At 67.6% G+C, this 16,255-nt stretch carries 15 protein-coding genes and 1 tRNA gene; 7 read left to right on the forward strand and 9 right to left on the reverse strand.

The window, feature by feature from the left end; all coding sequences use genetic code 11:
• Nucleotides 1-315: 315 nt before the first annotated feature.
• Complete coding sequence (locus J2853_RS34225; protein ID WP_307564835.1) at nt 316-996, reverse strand: NADPH-dependent F420 reductase; 681 nt, start codon at nt 994-996, stop codon at nt 316-318.
• Between the two features lie 135 nt (nt 997-1,131).
• Here J2853_RS34225 and J2853_RS34230 point away from each other — a divergent pair, with 135 nt between their 5' ends.
• Complete coding sequence (locus J2853_RS34230) at nt 1,132-1,566, forward strand: site-specific integrase (protein WP_307564836.1); 435 nt, start codon at nt 1,132-1,134, stop codon at nt 1,564-1,566.
• A gap of 67 nt (nt 1,567-1,633) precedes the next feature.
• Here J2853_RS34230 and J2853_RS34235 read toward each other — a convergent pair whose 3' ends face one another.
• From J2853_RS34235 to J2853_RS34245, 3 genes are all read right to left on the reverse strand, one after another.
• Nucleotides 1,634-2,218 carry an SMI1/KNR4 family protein gene (locus J2853_RS34235; RefSeq protein WP_307564837.1) on the reverse strand — a complete coding sequence of 195 codons (585 nt, stop codon included), beginning with the start codon at nt 2,216-2,218 and terminating at the stop codon, nt 1,634-1,636.
• 257 nt (nt 2,219-2,475) lie between these two features.
• Nucleotides 2,476-2,564 (reverse strand) — tRNA-Ser (locus J2853_RS34240).
• A 136-nt stretch (nt 2,565-2,700) separates the two neighbouring features.
• A complete protein-coding gene (locus J2853_RS34245; protein WP_307564838.1) occupies nt 2,701-5,274 on the reverse strand; it encodes a nucleotide-binding protein in 2,574 nt (857 codons plus the stop codon).
• Between the two features lie 117 nt (nt 5,275-5,391).
• Between J2853_RS34245 and J2853_RS34250 the strand changes: the two genes are divergently transcribed.
• On the forward strand, nt 5,392-6,348 hold the full coding sequence (locus J2853_RS34250) for an NAD(P)H-quinone oxidoreductase (RefSeq protein ID WP_307564839.1): 957 nt from the start codon (nt 5,392-5,394) through the stop codon (nt 6,346-6,348).
• Nucleotides 6,349-6,352: 4 nt separating this feature from the next.
• Nucleotides 6,353-6,868 carry a bacterial proteasome activator family protein gene (locus tag J2853_RS34255; protein WP_307564840.1) on the forward strand — a complete coding sequence of 172 codons (516 nt, stop codon included), beginning with the start codon at nt 6,353-6,355 and terminating at the stop codon, nt 6,866-6,868.
• Between the two features lie 58 nt (nt 6,869-6,926).
• On the opposite strand, the gene J2853_RS34260 is transcribed toward J2853_RS34255, so the two are convergent.
• The gene (locus tag J2853_RS34260) at nt 6,927-7,724 is read right to left on the reverse strand and encodes an HAD family hydrolase (protein ID WP_307564841.1); all 798 of its coding nucleotides are present in this window, start codon (nt 7,722-7,724) and stop codon (nt 6,927-6,929) included.
• A 236-nt stretch (nt 7,725-7,960) separates the two neighbouring features.
• On the opposite strand from J2853_RS34260, the gene J2853_RS34265 reads away from it, so the two are divergent.
• The 3 genes from J2853_RS34265 to J2853_RS34275 all read left to right on the forward strand — a co-directional run bounded on the left by J2853_RS34265 (nt 7,961) and on the right by J2853_RS34275 (nt 10,720).
• Complete coding sequence (locus tag J2853_RS34265; protein ID WP_012886943.1) at nt 7,961-8,164, forward strand: cold-shock protein; 204 nt, start codon at nt 7,961-7,963, stop codon at nt 8,162-8,164.
• Between the two features lie 207 nt (nt 8,165-8,371).
• The gene (locus J2853_RS34270; protein WP_307564842.1) at nt 8,372-10,138 is read left to right on the forward strand and encodes a hypothetical protein; all 1,767 of its coding nucleotides are present in this window, start codon (nt 8,372-8,374) and stop codon (nt 10,136-10,138) included.
• A gap of 219 nt (nt 10,139-10,357) precedes the next feature.
• Entirely contained in the window at nt 10,358-10,720 is a 363-nt protein-coding gene (locus J2853_RS34275; protein WP_307564843.1) for a hypothetical protein, read from the forward strand.
• A gap of 60 nt (nt 10,721-10,780) precedes the next feature.
• Here the strand turns inward: J2853_RS34275 and J2853_RS34280 are convergent, their stop codons facing one another.
• A complete protein-coding gene (locus tag J2853_RS34280; RefSeq protein WP_307564844.1) occupies nt 10,781-12,424 on the reverse strand; it encodes an IS1182 family transposase in 1,644 nt (547 codons plus the stop codon).
• 41 nt (nt 12,425-12,465) lie between these two features.
• On the opposite strand from J2853_RS34280, the gene J2853_RS34285 reads away from it, so the two are divergent.
• A complete protein-coding gene (locus J2853_RS34285; RefSeq protein ID WP_307564845.1) occupies nt 12,466-12,627 on the forward strand; it encodes a hypothetical protein in 162 nt (53 codons plus the stop codon).
• Here the strand turns inward: J2853_RS34285 and serS are convergent.
• The 3 genes from serS to J2853_RS34300 form a co-directional block, all read right to left on the reverse strand.
• On the reverse strand, nt 12,620-13,882 hold the full coding sequence (gene serS / locus J2853_RS34290) for a serine--tRNA ligase (RefSeq protein ID WP_307564846.1): 1,263 nt from the start codon (nt 13,880-13,882) through the stop codon (nt 12,620-12,622). The two genes, J2853_RS34285 and serS, sit on opposite strands and share 8 nt — an antisense overlap.
• Nucleotides 13,883-13,987: 105 nt before the next feature.
• A complete protein-coding gene (gene pheA / locus J2853_RS34295; protein WP_307564847.1) occupies nt 13,988-14,908 on the reverse strand; it encodes a prephenate dehydratase in 921 nt (306 codons plus the stop codon).
• A gap of 99 nt (nt 14,909-15,007) precedes the next feature.
• The gene (locus J2853_RS34300; RefSeq protein ID WP_307568920.1) at nt 15,008-16,243 is read right to left on the reverse strand and encodes a glycosyltransferase 87 family protein; all 1,236 of its coding nucleotides are present in this window, start codon (nt 16,241-16,243) and stop codon (nt 15,008-15,010) included.
• Nucleotides 16,244-16,255 lie beyond the last annotated feature (12 nt).

The raw sequence follows: 16,255 nt of genomic DNA on the forward strand, positions 1-16,255 counted from the left end.
GAGTCGAACGTCCGGAGCCCGTGGAGCCGGAGCATGACGGCCTGATCTTCGTGGGAGAGAAGGGCGCGCGACTCCGGCGCGGCAACTTCACGAAGGTCCGGGCGAGAGCGCTCAAGGCTGCCGAGCTTCCGCGCTGGGATCTGGCACGCGAGTGGAACACAGTCGTGAAAACAACAAGGCCCAAGTCGGGATTGACACCCTGACCTGGGCCTTAGTGATTGGCTGCGGTGCTGCGTGGCCTGAAGAGGGCAACGGAGATCGGACCCGCACTGCCAAAGGGCCGACCGGCTTGCTGATACCTCGCCGGTCCGGATGTCAACGCCGGGCGGCGGCCAGCTTCGCGCCGAGCGCCGCAGCGTCGGCGGGTACTCCCGGTGACTCCCAGAAGTTCTCGATGCCCCCCGCATAAATAAAGCCGTACGCAGGGGTTCCCGGCTGGAAGCACCACCCGTCCGCGAGCGCTCCCGCGTCGACGGTGTCGTAGCCGATCCGGTCGAGGAACGCGGTCGTCTCTCCCTTCGCGCCAACGTCATCGCCCGCGATCGCCAGGGCACTGCGGTCCGCCGCACCGGTGGGCCGGGCCAGCGCCCGCAGATGCTCGAAGTAGATGTTGTTGAAGACCTTGACGACCTTGGACGTCGTCAGGTGCCGCTGCAGCAGTTCGCTGGACGTGGTGGATCCGGCGTCGAGCTCCGGGAAGGTCCCGTCCCGCTGGGGGTAGTAGTTGTTGGTGTCGAGGACGGTCTTGCCGGCGAGCGGCTCCACTGGAACATCGCGATAGGCCTGCAGCGGAATGCTGACGACCACCAGATCGCCGGCTGCGGCGGCCTCGGCGGAGGTCGCCGCGCTAGCCCTCGGCCCGAGCTCGTCGACCAGTTCCTTCAATGTCTGCGGGCCGCGCGAGTTGCTCAGCACCACGTCGTAGCCGGCCGCGATGGCGAGCCGGGCGACCGTGCCGCCGATATTTCCGCTGCCGATGAATCCAACAGTTGTCATAACAACTATCAACTTCCGCGCCACACCCGGCATTCCCTACCGGCTCCATGGACTGCGGGCAACGCGTATGACAGCACCCTCCTGATCGCCCCGGATCAGGGGTCAGGTTCTGGCTCGGCAAGGACCAAAGCGCTTATGACCGCGAACCTCCCGGGCTTCCATTTCACGATCTTCGTCATACGGGAAACCTCAGAAGAGCCAGAACGTTTCGCTCCAGACATCATCCATATCGTCCGCGAGCACATCGAGGAGTTCGGCATCCACGAGGACGGCCGGCTGTTCCATGGCTCGCGCGGCGGCGTGATCTCCATCGGGACCTACTGCGAGGTGTGGAAGGCGGTGCGGATCTTCGCTCTGACCCCCGATCAGCAGGTCTCGCCCCTGGCGGCCCGGCCGTACGACCTGCGGCACGCGGCGGTGTCCCTGTGGCTCGATGCCGGGGTGGCGGCCCCTGACGTGGCCGAGCGGGCGGGGCACGGGGTGGACGTGCTGCTCAAGGTCTACGCCAACTGCATCGACGGGGGCGCGGAGATCGCCAACCGCGGGATTGAGGACGCGCTGGCCGCGTGAGTCGCCGTTCAGCGAAGGGGCCTCGGAAACACCGGGATCTCTTCTGCTTTATCAAGGTGCGCCGAAGTCACGATAGGTACCTGCCGAACTCGCGCTCCATGAGGTCCCAGAACGACCTGTAGCGGACCTCGCCCGGATGCCAGGTCGCGAAGTCCCATGCCTCCCACTCGCCGTCCGGTCCGACGACGTGCGGGTTGAGCAGGTACACCTGCCCCTCGATGCACTCGGATATGTAGAGGCTGCCGGACATGGACTCCTGATGGAGATACCACTGATCCTGTGGGTCGTGATCGTCCTCCAACTGATCCCAGATCCGGGCGAGTTCTGGGTCGACATCACGGGTCCAGCCGACTTCGGCCAGGGGCATCAGGCGGAGAGATGCATGGCTGTACTCGTCCCAGCCATTGGTGACCTGGAGGAACTCCCGATAGCTTGGCGGAAGACGCATGCCGAGGCGTTCCTCGTGTCGCGCGATCTCGGCCTCCCCGGCACCCGGCGCGCCGAGCCAGGTGGCACGGCCGAATCCGTCGTCCGGATCCGCTCGCTGTTCCGGCGGAATAGCCCTGTACTCGGCGAAGTACTTCTGGGCCGCGTCGTTCACGGTGCGGAGAAGGTCGCCCCAGGGATAACGGGGGGTATTGGAGATCACCATGGCGGGGACCCTAACGGTCACATCCGACAGTTCGGCCGATGTAAGGCGCAACCGTCCCACCTGCCCGGTTTTGATTCTGCCCTTGGTTTCCCTGTATCAGCCGCCCGCTTCGCTCCAGCCCTCGTCAAGCCTGGCCAGCAGCAGCTTCGATCCCGCGAACACCGGCCGAGAGCCGCTCACGGCTGCACACCCCGGAAACGATCAACGGCGCCTCACCAAGGCCAAGTGCCTGGTCAGACGCCGTTTGCGATGCTCAGCGGAGAGCGTGGGATTCGAACCCACGAGACCGGTCACCCGGCCTAGCGGTTTTCAAGACCGCCGCCATCGTCCACTAGGCGAGCTCTCCTGGTGACACGTCCGAAGAACGTATCAGATTGCACCTTAGTCTCTCACTGTCCCAGACGTGCACGAGACTGCGGGCACATCGTCCATCCTTCGAGACGAGGTGCCCGCAGTGCCCGATTTCGCGTGCCGTACCGGATTCAGGATTGCAATCCGGCGAAGCCGTCGCCTACCGAGGCGGCCAGGCGAAGGTAGGACTCGCGGGTGGCGGGTTGCAGCCTTTCCAGGTCGATCTCCGCGCCCTCTTCGAGGTGTGGGTCGTAGGGGACGCGGATCACGGCGCGGCAGCGGGCTGCGAAGTGGGCTTCCAGGCGGTCGAGGTCCACCGTGGACTTTGACCGGGGACGGACGCTGCACAGGACCACCGTGGCGGAGCGGACCAGGTCTTCGTAATGGTGGGCTTCCAGCCAGTCCAGCGTCGCCGAGGCGGCGCGGGCGCCGTCGACGGACGGTGAGCTGACCAGAACGAGCTGGTCGGCCAGTCCGAGCACTCCGGACATGGCCGAGTGAAGCAGGCCGGTGCCGCAGTCGGTGATGCAGATCGAGTAGAAGTTCTCCAGGACCTGGGAGACCGACTGGTAGTCCGACGCGCTGAACGCCTCGGACACCGACGGGTCGCGGTCGGAGGCGAGGATCTCCAGGCGGGACGGGGCCTGAGAGGTGAAAGCCCTTATGTCGACATAGCGCTTGATCTGCTGGCGCTCGTTGAGCAGGTCACGGACGGTGGCGGAGGTTTCGAGCTCGACCTTGTCCGACAGGGTGCCCCGATCGGGATTGGCGTCGACCGCGATGACCCTGTCGCCGCGGACCTGGGCGAGGGTCGCGCCGAGACCGACCGTGGTGGTGGTCTTGCCGACACCGCCCTTCAGGCTGAGTACGGCGACGCGGTGATGACCGGTGGCGACGGGGGTGCGAGCACGGCTGACCAGCTCGCGGCGACGGCGGACCTCGGGGGACTCCCCGGGCTTGATCAGGCCTGCCGACGCCTTGTAGATCAGCTTTCGCCACCCTCCGGCGGGCGAGTTGCGACGGCCCTTGAGCAGCGATTCGGGGTCCAGGCTGTCCGCCGACTGCCGGGGAACACCCGGAACCTGCGGCCGGGACGGGGTGCTGAAGGCGGGTGGCGGAACCGGTGACTGGCGACGGCGTGCCTGGTACGGCTCTCGCGCGGGCGTGATCGTGTCCGGTCCCGGCGCGAAGGCGGTCTCCCTCTCCGGAGCGGAGACCGTGTCCCGGCCGGTCGGAACCTGTTCGGCCCGGTCAGGGGAGACCCGGTCGGCCCGGTCGAAAGAGACCCGGTCAAAGGAAGGACGATCGGCGGGGGAAGGCGTGTCCCGGCTGGGCCCGAAGGCCGTGTCCCGTTCGCGGCCGAAAGCCGAAGGCCCGGAGAAGCCGGAGAAACCCGGAGAGTCCTGAGGGCCGGAGAAGTCCGAGCCGAACGAACCCGGGGCAGAACGATCCGGGGCAGAACGATCCGGCGACGGGGCCGGCTGCGGCCTGTCGGCGCCGAAGGATTGAGGGGTCCGGAACGGCTCGACCGGCTCGGAGCCGAAATGCCCGGACGTCGTCCTGGGTGACTCCTTGGCCTCGGCCGGTTCGGCGGCCTTGAAGATGGACCGGTCTCTGTCGTGTTCGCCGCCGTCGGTGAACCCTTCGGAATCCGTGCCGCCGGAGGTGAACCGATCAGACTCGGCACCGCCGACCGCGAACTGGCCCGTGCCCGAGGCGGAATCCGTACCGCTGACCGCGAACTGACCCGTCCCCGAAGCGGAATCGGCACCATCGGAGGTGGACCGGCCGGAATCCACACCGCCGACCGCGAACTGACCTGTGCCCGAGGCGGAATCCGTACCGCCGACCGCGAACTGACCCGTCCCCGAGGCGGAATCAGCACCGCCGGGGGTGAACCGATCGGACTCGGCATCACTGACCGCGAACGAACCCGTCCCCGACGCGGAATCGGCGTCGCCGACCGCGAACTGACCCGTGCCCGAGGCGGAGTCCGTACCGCCGACCGCGAACTGACCCGTCCCCGAGGCGGAATCGGCGCCGCCGGAGGTGGACCGGCCGGAGTCCTTGCCGCCGAACTCCGAGCTGCCGAAGGTGAACCGCTGGGTTTCGGAGACCGTGGGCTCGAACGAGCCGGTGTCGGGGCCGAGGGGCCTGGCCGGAACGAGTTTGAAGGGCTCGGCCGGCTCGGCCGGACGGTGGGGTTGCTCGAACAGACCGCGGGACGGTTCCGGTTCGGGCTCCACGTACGGCGTGCGGATCGCGGGCTCGGTGAACTCACTCGGGGTGTAGGTGTCGGCGTCACCCGGCTCCTGGCGAGGTAACGGCTTGAGCGGCGCGAGGAACCCGTCGTTGTCCTGCTTGGTGGACGCGCTGGGGGGCGGCACGGTGAAGGCGCTCACCGTTTCGGAGACCTCCATCCACTCGGCCGCGTCGGCGTCTTCGGCCGGAGGAACGATCACGGTCGTGGATGCGCTCGCAGGCTGGTAGGCCGAGTCGACGGCCGCGCGGAACAGTGGCGACGACGTCGCGTCCGACTCGGTCGGCACCGAGCTCCAGGGGTCTTTCGGGTATGGCGAGATGACGGCGTCTTCCACCACGGCGGCGCTCTTCGCCGCGACGACAGGCGCCTCCTCCTGCTCCTTGATGGCGTCGAGCCATGCGAGCTGTTCCTCGAGAGATTCCTCACGATCGTGTCTTGCCACCGTGTTCCCCCTCGGGATGGGCATAAAAGGGCAGCAAACACATAGCAGGTTAACGCCTTGTGTTCTCGTCAACGCTCGCAACCACCAAGTTAGGGCTCAGCGGATACCTTTGGAAGCATGCGCGCCATCATGATCGACGAACCAGGTGGACCCGAAGTTCTGGTCTGGCGAGAGGTCCCCGACCCCCGGCCTGAGCGTGGCGAGGTCCTCATCGACGTGACCGCCTCGGCGGTCAACAGGGCCGACACGCTGCAGAGACAGGGTTTCTACAATCCGCCTCCCGGTGCCTCGCCGTACCCCGGGCTGGAATGCTCCGGCGTGGTCGCCGAGGTGGGTTCCGACGTCGAGGACTTCAAGGCGGGCGACCGGGTGTGCGCGCTGCTCGCCGGTGGCGGTTACGCGGAGAAGGTCGCGGTGCCCTGGCAGCAGGTCATGCGAATCCCTGACGGTGTGGACCTGGTCGAGGCCGCCGGACTGCCCGAGGTGGCGTGCACCGTCTGGTCCAACGTGTTCATGACCGCGCGGCTCAGGAAGGGCGAGACCCTTCTCGTTCACGGCGGTTCCAGCGGGATCGGGACGTTGGCCATACAGCTGGCGAAGGCGTTCGGCTCCCACGTGGTCGTCACCGCCGGCTCGGCCGAGAAGATCGCCCGCTGCCTGGAGCTGGGCGCGGACGAGGCGATCAACTACCGCGAGGAGGACTTCGCGGAAAAGGTCAAGGCCGATGTGATTCTCGACATCATGGGCGGCAAATATCTGCGGGGGAACGTGAAGGCCCTCAAGACCGGCGGACGGCTGGTCGTGATCGGGCTGCAGGGCGGCGCGAAGGGTGAGCTCGACCTGGGAGCGCTTCTGGCCAAGCGTGCCTCCGTGCACGGAACCACGCTCCGCGCGCGGCCCACCGACGAGAAGGGCGCCATCGTGCGCGGAACGGTGGACAACGTCTGGCCTCTCGTCGACGCCGGGGTGATCCGGCCCGTGGTGCACGCCCGGGTGCCCATGAGCGACGCCGCCGAAGCCCACAGGATCATGGAAACCGGAGACCACATCGGGAAAATCCTGCTAGTAAGTTGAGGTTATGAACGCTGAGGAGAGCACTCCGCACATCGTGGTCATGGGACCCCAGGGAGGTCAGAACGAGGAGGACGGCGGGGAGCGGTCCGTCGCCGACCTGGTCGAGCAGCCTGCCAAGGTGATGCGCATCGGCAGCATGATCCGCCAGCTCCTCGAGGAGGTTCGCGCGGCTCCGCTGGACGAGGCCAGCCGCAAGCGCCTCAAGGAGATCCACCAGAGTTCCATCAAGGAGCTTGAGGACGGTTTGGCGCCCGAGCTGGTCGACGAGCTTGAACGACTGTCGTTGCCCTTCACCGAGGACAACAACGGCACCCCGCCGAGCGAGGCCGAGCTGAGGGTCGCCCACGCGCAGTTGGTCGGCTGGCTTGAGGGGCTGTTCCACGGGATACAGACCACGCTTTTCGCCCAGCAGATGGCGGCTCGGGCTCAATTGGAGAACATGCGCAGGGCGCTCCCCGGCGGTGTGTCCCTCCAGCAGCAGGAAGGGCCGCAGGGCGGCAGTTCGGGTCCCTACCTGTAACAGGCCCCGCTCCCGGAAGCCTTTAGCCGCGAGAGCTCGTCGAGAGTCTCGGAAGGCCTTACCCGTAGAGCTCCTCAAGGACTCTGGCGACCCCGTCGTCGTTGTTGGCCGCGGTCACGTGATCGACCGCGGCCAACACCTTCGTGTGGGCGTTGGCGACCGCGTAGGAAGTACCGGCCCACTGCAGCATGGGCAGATCATTGGGCATGTCCCCGAACGCGATCACGTCGGCGGGTTTGATCTCCTGTGTCTCCGCGAGATCGGCCAGTGCCGTGGCCTTCGTGACGCCCAGCGCGCTCATCTCGATCAGAGCCCGGCCGCTGGAGTGGGTGGGGGTGACCAGATCACCGACCAGTTCGCAGACCGTCGCCTGGAGAATGTCGGGATCCATCCGAGGGTGCAGGGCCAGGAGTTTGGCGCAGGGCTGTGAGGTGAGTGTGGCCATTCCGACACGGAGCCCGACGACCTCCCGCCTATCCCAGCCCCCGAGACGGAAGTCCGATTCGTGAGCGAATCCGCCTTCGTATTCCACCGCGAAGGCCAGCTCGGGAACCTTTTCGCGGAGTCGTCTAACGACCTCTTCGAGCACGTCTGAGTGCATTAGATGGGATTTGACGATCTGTTCGGTGTGCAGGTCGTAGACAAGGGCGCCATTGGCGCATATGGCCAGCCCCCGATGGTGCACGACTGCCGCAACCGTGTGCATCCATCGAGGTGGCCTACCGGTCACGAAGACCAGCGTGGCCCCGGCGTTCTCCACGAGCGCGAATGCGGCTGCGGTACGAGGGGAGACGGTGCCGTCCGAGCGCAGAGCGGTGCCGTCAAGGTCGGTGGCGACAAGCTTGGGGCTTCCCATAACAGGTCCAGTCTGCACTGTGATCCTCACTGTGCCAGACCCGGGATCTCTGACAGAGGAATCTTCCTGATGGCGGGAACACGGTCTCTGCGGATAGTGTTAGATGTGATGGCGTTGTATTAGCTGAATCCCGTTGTGAAAACCAGTTTGACTGAGCCACCCCGGGGCCCGCTGTACGACACATGGGGTTCACGAGGTGTGATTCCCAAAGTTTCAAATCCTGAGGGAGAGCTTTAATGGCTCAGGGAACCGTCAAGTGGTTCAACGCTGAAAAGGGCTTCGGCTTCATCGCACCGGATGGCGGTGCACCGGATGTGTTCGTGCACTTCTCCGAGATCCAAGGCAACGGCTACCGTAGCCTCGAAGACGGCCAGCGGGTCGAGTTCGAGATCACGCAGGGCCAGAAGGGCCCGCAGGCCTCGCAGGTCCGCGCCGTCTGACGCATAGACCTCTAGTTGCCGGAGAAGGCGGAGTTCGCGTAAAGCGAACTCCGCCTTCTTCGTTCCCGGGGGCCCCTCACTCGTGGCCCGGGCCGGTGGGGCGCCGCCCCGGTGCCGTCTCACGGGTCGACCCGTCGAAGGGGCACGACCCGGTCACGAACGCCGCCTCACTCGAACCAGGTCGCATCGCGGCGGGTCTATTCGCCTATGGAGCATCCGCGCGGTTCCGTCCTCGTCTGGCTCGGGCACCCGGCGACCGTGGTCGCCACCTTCGTATTGCCGGTCAACGACCATCTCCTCAAGGCCCGGTGGCCCGGTCCGGTCACCGGCAAGCTGAGCGACGTCGCGGGGCTGATGGTCGCCCCGCCCCTGCTCGCCCTCGTCTTCTCTCTGGCTCTCGCCCTGTCCCGCCTTCCGACCCTCACCCTGTCCCGGACCGTCCCCTCTTCCCCTGCCCTCGCTCCTTCCCAGCCCGGCCCCCTCTTTCCCTCCCGAGCCGGCCCTCTCGATCTCTCCCGGATCGGCCCCCTCGTCGTCACCCGGTTCGCCGCCCTCGCCGCGATCATCACCACCGGCGTCGGCTTCATCCTGGTCAAGAGCACGGGGGCGGGCGCGGAGTTCGCCTCCCGGGTATGGACCCTGGTCGCGGGTCCCTCACGGGTCCTGGCCGACCCGACCGATCTGGTGGCCCTGCCCGCGCTCGGTGTCACCTGGCTGATCTGGCGCGGGTGCCAGACCGATCAGGCCGTACGGCGTGCCCGCGCGCTGATCATCGTCCCCGTCGCCCTGTTCGGGGTGACCGCCACCTCCGCCACCTCTCCGCCGTCCACCGCGAAGCAGGTCTCCGCGAACGATGAGGTCATCACCGTCGTCCGCGACCACGACTTCGTCTCCAACGAGACGGTCCTGTCCTACGACGGCGGCCGCACGTGGACCGTCCCTTCCCGGCCCGGCGCCGCACCGATCCCGGTGTCTCCGTTCTTCCCGACGCCCCCGAGCCCCGCAGGCCCCCCAAGCCCCCGGAGCTCTCCGTTCTTCCCCGACTCCCCGGACCCCGCGAACCCTCCGGACTCTCGCCGCCCCACGAGCTCGCCGTACTTCCCGAATTTCCCGGACTCCCCGGCTCCCGGTTTCCCGCGAGCCACGCCCCCGCCCCTCGCGCCCTCTCCCGCGACCCGGGTCTGCGTGCCCGGCGAGCCCCTGCACTGCTACCGCGTAGCCCCACCGCGATTCGCCGTGGACGAGTCATGGGACGGCGGAGCCACCTGGGAGACATCCTGGGGCGTCTCGGAACGACGGGAGAGAGCCCTGCGGCGGTTGAGCCCGGACAGGCCCCCGGTCGCCTGGGAGGGCTCTCAGGCGGTCGCGGTGCAGCGGGTGACCGGCGGCCACGTGGTGGTCGTGGCCAACGGCCGCGACGGCATCGCCGTACGCGACGCGCGGGGGACCTGGCGGCGACTCGGTTTCTCGGCCGAGGGCTTCTCCCCGGACACGGCGCCCCCGCTCCACCTGCCGGACGTCGACCTGGGGACGGAGCGCCTCATCGGCTTCTTCGTCGGCCTGATCGCCTTCATGGCCGGCATGGCCGGGGCCCGCCGCCATGAACCGCGGGTCAACGGCCTGGCCGTGTCCGCGTACGTCCTCGCCTCCGTCGGGTTCGTCCTCAGCCTGCCGTCCGGCGGCCCTCTGCCGTTCGTGCTCGGCATCGCCTGCGCCCTCACCGCGGCGGCTCTCACGGCGACGGCGGCGGTCCGGGCCCGCGTATCCGTCCGGACCTGGTTCGCGCTGCTCGCCCTCGCTCCTTGCACGTCGTTCGTGATCTGGGCGACCTTCTCCGTCTGGAGGTCGGGCACCCTTGAGGACTACTCGACGGCGGGGTTCCTCGCCTGGCTCGCCGGCGGCGCCGGGGTCGGGGCATCCGTCCTGGTCGGCTGGACGACCGCGAGGAAGGACGCGGGGCATCCGGCGGCATGAACGCGGGAAGGCCCCGCCGTGGGTGTGACACCGTTGGCGAAGTAGATAAGACAGAAGCGGCCCCGTGATCACTAATGTGATCACGGGGCCATTTCACGTGTTGGGGGGCGTGTGCCTGGCCAGCTTCACCGCTGGAGACCACCAAAACTCCTGTGACGACGGGGATGACAACCAGCTCAGGGATGCACGTCGGATCCGCGCGGCCTCTAGGCTTTGCCCGTGAAGACGGACGACTTAACCGGGCGCATCGTCGCCACTGTCGCAGTCCTGATTGGGGACGTGGCTCTGTTGGTGGCTACGAGCTTCGCGATCCGCTGGGCATTCAACCGGGGCGTGCTGTGCGACGGCGCCAGTGTGCTCTGCTCGGGCGGAGACCCCTCTCCCGCGCAGTGGCAGGCGGAGATGACCTTTCGCTCCACTGTCGCCTACGGTTCCTTCACAGTCATGGCCTTGATCTTGATCGTCACTGGGGTTGCTGCCTGGCGGCGCCGACGTCATGGCATCGTGGTCATGCAGCTCATGGCCTTCGCGGCCGTGGCGGCGCTCGCGGCCTTGTGGGAGCCGTACACTCCGCTGCACTGACAGGTCTTTGCTCTGACGACTGGTAACAGGAGTTGCAGACACCTTCTTAGTTGAATCTCATCATGCTGCCGGAAGCAGAGCGGCGAAATGCGAGGTGCGGGTCGGGGCCAGCGGCGTTCCGGTAAGCCATGCGTCGAGCCTGGTGAGGTTCATCGCCGCGGCGATGAGTAGGTGCTGGAGGTGGGTCTTGGCGGTCCCGCGGTAGCGGGATCTGCGCAGGCCAAAGCCTTTGACGCCTTGGGCGATGGTGCCCTCCACGCCTGCCCGGTGGGCATAGCGTTGCTGCCATTGGTCGGTGCTTTGCCGCTGCCGGGCGCGTTGCAGGGCTTCATGCTCCTGCTGTGGGCGCAGGGTGATGCGCCGACCTTTGGCCCCGCGGGTGCACAGGTCCCGGCTGAGACAGGCCTTGCAGTCACGCATGGAAAAGCGCACCCGGATGACCGGAGTTCCGCCTTGGTCGGTTTCGTTGGCCCAGGGCAGGCTGGTGGCTCCGGTGGGGCAGGTCATGGCGCGGTTGTCCCAGTCGATGGCGAAGTCGTTGACGGCAAAGCCGTTGCCCTCGGCGTTTTGCCAGGCATTGTCGGGCATCATCGGTCCCAGTAGTTCTATGCCGCGACGATCGGCGCGGGCGAGGTTGTGCGCGCTCATGTAGCCCTTGTCGGCCAAGTGCACCGCCGGTGTCAGCCCACGCGAGGCCAGGGCCTCCTGAACCTGGTCGGTGGCCTCGTAGTCGCTGCCGGGCGACGGCGCGGTGATCACGTTAGTGATCAAATGCGGGGCGTCGGTGTCGCACGTCTCGGTGAGGTGGACCTTGTAGCCGTCCCAGTGCGAGTCGCGCTTGGTACCGGATCGTGCGTCGCCGTCGTAGGGCGAGATCTGGCGGATCGTGCCTGGAGGCTGCTCGTCAGAAGTTAGCCAGCGCAGTTGATTGTCGATGGTGACGTACTGCTGGATCCACACGTGGCGCAGGGTCTGCACCGCGGGGATGTCGCGCAGCCATCCAGGAGCGGCCTGCGAATACACCGCGCACAGGACGCCGTTCCCGTCGGCGCCGATCTCGTGGCCGAAGTGGATGCGTTCGGCCTTGCTCTTGGGCAGTCGATAGTCCTCGACGCGGGCCTCATAACGTTCGAACCATCCGGGTTCGGCCTGAGCCAGCAGCCAGTCGGGTGCGGCGGCGGCCAGCGCGTTAAGCGCGGCGCGCACCGTTTCATGCACCTGCTCCAGCCGATTCATCGTGCGCATGGCCATGAGCACGTGGGTGGAGTCGGTCCGCTGCCGGCCCCCGGCTCGAAGCAGCCCGGCGGTCACGGCACGATCCAGGATCGTGTCCAGCAGGCTTTGTTCAAGCGATCCTGCGATCAGGCGAGCCCGAAACTCGCTGAGCACCGAGTAGTCAAAGCCCGCGTCGGTCAGCTCTAACCCGAGCGCGTACTTCCAGTCGATCCGCGCCCGCACGGCCTCGGCCGCCTGCCGGTCGGACAGTCCCTCGCCGAACTGCAGGATCGACACCAGCGCCAGCCGAGCCGGGGACAGCGCTGGACGGCCGCGGGCGGAGAACGCCGCGGCGAAGTCCCTGTCCTGGAACAGGACACCCAACGCATCTCGGATACGGATCGCCAGGCTGCCCTTCGGGAAGGCTGCCCGAGCTACCGCCAGAGTGGCCGCCGGAATCTGATCGGAACCAGTCGAACGCAGCGACACCCACGACTCCATCCGCGACCAAGAACGGCAGTAGCGGCCCCATGATCACAGACGTGATCATGGGGCCGCTACTTTTTGATCTACTTCGCCAACAGTGTCGGGTGTACGGCGGGGCCTTCACTGCGAACGGTTGCCGACGGGCCGACGTCGAGGTCGAGGTCGAGGTCGAGGTCGAGGTCGAGGTCGGCGAGGCGGCTACTTGACGGGTTCGAGGACGTCCAGGCCCACGTAGGGGCGCAGGGCCTCGGGGATCACGACGGAGCCGTCGGCCCGCTGGTGGTTCTCCAGGATGGCGACGATCCAGCGGGTGGTGGCCAGGGTGCCGTTCAGGGTGGCCACGTGCTGTGGCTTGCCGTTCGAGTCACGGAACCGCACGCCGAGGCGGCGGGCCTGGAAGTCGGTGCAGTTGGAGGTCGAGGTGAGCTCGCGGTACCGGCCCTGGCTGGGCACCCACGCCTCGCAGTCGAACTTCCGCGAGGCCGAGGACCCCAGGTCGCCGGCCGCGGTGTCGATCACCCGGTAGGGCAGCTCGACCTTGGCGAGCATCTCCTTCTCCCAGGCGAGCAGGCGCCGGTGCTCCTCGTGCGCGTCCTCGGGACGCGCGTAGGAGAACATCTCGACCTTGTCGAACTGGTGGACCCGGATGATGCCCCGGGTGTCCTTGCCGTACGAGCCGGCCTCGCGGCGGAAGCACGAGGACCATCCGGCGTAGCGGTACGGCAGCGCGGAACCGTCGAGGATCTCGTCGGCGTGGTAGGCCGCCATCGGCACCTCGCTCGTGCCGACCAGGAACAGGTCGTCCTCGGGCAGGTGGTAGACCTCGCTGGCGTGGGCGCCGAGGAAACCGGTGCCCTTCATCGACTCCGGCTTGACCAGCACCGGGGTGATCATCGGGACGAAGCCCGCCTCGATCGCCTGCTGCATGGCCATGTTGAGCAGCCCGAGCTGGAGCCGTGCGCCGACGCCCTTCAGGAAGAAGAAGCGCGAGCCCGAGACCTTCGCCCCGCGCTCCATGTCGATCGCGCCGAGCAGCTCGCCGAGCTCCAGGTGATCCTTGGGCGTGAAGTCGAAGCTCGGCTTCTCCCCGATCTCCTCCAGCACGACGAAGTCGTCCTCGCCTCCGGCCGGAACCCCCTCCTCCACGATGTTGGGCACCGTGTAGAGCAGATCGTCGAGCTCTCCGGCCAGGTTCTCGGCCTCGGCCTCGGCCGACTTGACATGCGTCGAGAGGTCTTTGGCCCGCTCCAGCAGGGCCGTCTTCTCGTCCCCTGAGGCACGGGACACCGACTTGCCGATGCTTTTCTGCTCGGCGCGCAGCGTCTCGAAGCGGTTCAGCGCGCCGCGCCGTCGCTCGTCGAGGTCAAGCAGCGTTTCGACGACAGAGTCGTCCTCACCGCGGGCACGCTGCGACGCCCGTAGCCGGTCGGGATCCTCACGAAGGGTACGCAGGTCAATCACAGCACAAGGCTACCGACGTACTGCCGACACCCGCACATACATTAGGCCCGACCGGCGCAGAACGGCCCCGATCTCCCGATCGGTCCTGAGATCCCGGCCGCCCGATCAGGCTTGACCGCCGCGGATCCTGGCGAGCCAGCCCTCGGCCTCGGCGAAGTCGGCGTCGGCCATACCGCGCTTGATCTGCGGGAAGAAACGGTCGGCGCGCGGGTAGCTGCCAAGGAAGCGCACATCGGTGCAGATCCGGTGGAGGCCGGAAAGGGCCTCGCCGACCCGGGCGTCGGCCACGTGGCCCTCGAAGTCGAAGTGGAAGAAATAGCGGCCGATGCCGTCGCCGGTGGGCCGCGACTCGATGCGGGTCAGGTTGACGCCGCGTACGGAGAACTCGGTGAGCATCTCCAGCAGCGCGCCCGGGTGGTCGTCGTTGAGGAAGGCGACCAGGGAGGTGCGGTCGGAGCCCGTGGGCTCGGGCATCGAGCCGGGACGGGACACGCGGACGAACCGGGTCACCGTGTCGGCGCGGTCACCGATGTTGGCCGCGAGCTCGACCAGTCCGTAGTGCTCTCCGGCGATGCGCGCGGCGATGGCCGCGTCGTACGGCGAACCGGGGAGGGCCACCTCCTGGGCCGCCGCCGCGGTCGAGGGCGCGGCGATCACCATGGCGTCGGGCAGCTCCCGGGCGGTGAAGCCGCGGCACTGGGTGATGGCCGCCGGGTGGGTGAAGACGCGCTTGATCTGGGCCATCGTGGTGTTCTTACGGACCAGGAGCGAGAATTCGACGGGAAGCAGCAGCTCGGCGGTGATGAGCAGCGGATCACCCCAGGCGAGCTCGTCCAGGGTCGTGGTGATGGCGCCTTCGAGCGAGTTCTCCAGCGGGACGACGGCTCCGTCGGCCTCACCGCGCCGGGCGGCGTCCAGCGCGGCGCTGACGTTCGCGCTCGGCAGGCGGTCGGCTTCCGGCGCCAGGATGCGCAGGGCCTCCTCGGTGAAGGTGCCCTCCGGTCCCAGGTAGGCGAGTTTGGGCATGGCCCCAGGCTATCCGGCGTCCGTCCGAAAGTGTGCACAGAACTCCACATTCGCGCAGCTCACCATCCTCACCCGCGCCGGGGAGGTGCTCGAAAAACGTCAGGGGAGCGCGCGGAAGGACTCTCGCCGTCTCGGCAGCCAGACTCCGAGCAGCCAGACCAGGACCAGCGCGCCCAGCCCGAACCCGTTCTGCACGATCTTGCCCAGCACGGGACTGAGCACCGGGATCTCAGCGGCTTTGATCGTCACTCCCCACCAGGGGATCGGCAGCACGTAGTAGAGCCAGACCCCGGCGGCCACCCGGATCCTCACCGGGTCGCGTCCGTCGCCGACCAGCGCGCCGAGCACCACGACCACCCAGGCCAGGTGGTGGATCCAGGCCACCGGCGACAGCAGCACGGCCATCAGGCCCACCAGCGCCACCCCGGTCACCGGGTGTCCTTCGAGCAGCGCCCTGCGGGCGTAACGGAAGCCGTACCAGGCGACCACCGCGACCAGGGCCAGCCAGAGCAGGCTGGTCAGCCAGTCCGGCATGTAGAGCCGGATGAGCATGCCGCGCATCGACTGGTTGGTGGTCGCCGCGTTGGCGCCGAGCCGTTCGGGGTCGAGCAGGGCGTGGAACCAGAACTCGACGGCGTCGTCCGGGATCACCAGGAAGGGCAACAGGGTCAGCAGCGCGGTGGTGAAGGCCGCCATGAAGAAGGTCTTGCGGTGTTCCTCCTTCGCGCCGGGGCCGAACCCGGCGATCAGGAAGTAGATCAGGAAGACCCCCGGGGTGAGCTTCAGCGCGGTGGCCAGGCCGATCAGCATGCCGCGCGGCCACACCGGGCGCCGGACCACGCAGTCCGCCAGGCAGAGCGCGACCAGCAGGATGTCCACCTGGCCGAAGCGGACCTGGTCCCTGATCGGCATCAGGTAGGTGCACGCCACCATCAGGAAGGCGAACGCCATCGGCAGCCACAGGCCGCTCGCCCGGTTCAGGGCGGCCCGGAAGCCGAATCCGACCCCGACCGCTAGCGTGACGAAGATCAGGATCGTCCACACCCACTGCGCCACCGGCCACGACATCGCCGCCAGGGGCGTGGCCAGCAGCGCCGCGATCGGCGGATAGGTGAACGGCAGAAGCTGAGGAGCGGGCGTCAGGAAGTCGTAGACCGGCCGCCCCTCCAGGATCGCCTCGCCGCCGGTACGGTACACATCCAGGTCGACCAGACGCTGGTCGTCGACGTTGCCCAGCCACTGGAACACCAGCGGGGCCACCGCCACCGCGACGAGCAGCAGCGCGAGCAGCCACATCCACGGGGGCCGCTTGGTCGTGGTCACCTCGCCAGTCATCACGACCAGGCA

The sequence above is a fragment of the Streptosporangium lutulentum genome, assembly GCF_030811455.1.
Classification (GTDB): Bacteria; Actinomycetota; Actinomycetes; order Streptosporangiales; family Streptosporangiaceae; genus Streptosporangium; species Streptosporangium lutulentum.

Bases quoted from the DNA above. Each gene is read 5' to 3' on its own strand.
- J2853_RS34225 (WP_307564835.1), bottom strand. From the start codon at position 996: ATGACAACTGTTGGATTCATCGGCAGCGGAAATATCGGCGGCACGGTC.
- J2853_RS34230 (WP_307564836.1), top strand. From the start codon at position 1,132: ATGACCGCGAACCTCCCGGGCTTCCATTTCACGATCTTCGTCATACGG.
- J2853_RS34235 (WP_307564837.1), bottom strand. From the start codon at position 2,218: ATGGTGATCTCCAATACCCCCCGTTATCCCTGGGGCGACCTTCTCCGC.
- J2853_RS34250 (WP_307564839.1), top strand. From the start codon at position 5,392: ATGCGCGCCATCATGATCGACGAACCAGGTGGACCCGAAGTTCTGGTC.
- J2853_RS34255 (WP_307564840.1), top strand. From the start codon at position 6,353: ATGAACGCTGAGGAGAGCACTCCGCACATCGTGGTCATGGGACCCCAG.
- J2853_RS34260 (WP_307564841.1), bottom strand. From the start codon at position 7,724: ATGGGAAGCCCCAAGCTTGTCGCCACCGACCTTGACGGCACCGCTCTG.
- J2853_RS34265 (WP_012886943.1), top strand. From the start codon at position 7,961: ATGGCTCAGGGAACCGTCAAGTGGTTCAACGCTGAAAAGGGCTTCGGC.
- J2853_RS34270 (WP_307564842.1), top strand. From the start codon at position 8,372: ATGGAGCATCCGCGCGGTTCCGTCCTCGTCTGGCTCGGGCACCCGGCG.
- J2853_RS34285 (WP_307564845.1), top strand. From the start codon at position 12,466: ATGATCACAGACGTGATCATGGGGCCGCTACTTTTTGATCTACTTCGC.
- pheA (WP_307564847.1), bottom strand. From the start codon at position 14,908: ATGCCCAAACTCGCCTACCTGGGACCGGAGGGCACCTTCACCGAGGAG.
- J2853_RS34300 (WP_307568920.1), bottom strand. From the start codon at position 16,243: ATGACTGGCGAGGTGACCACGACCAAGCGGCCCCCGTGGATGTGGCTG.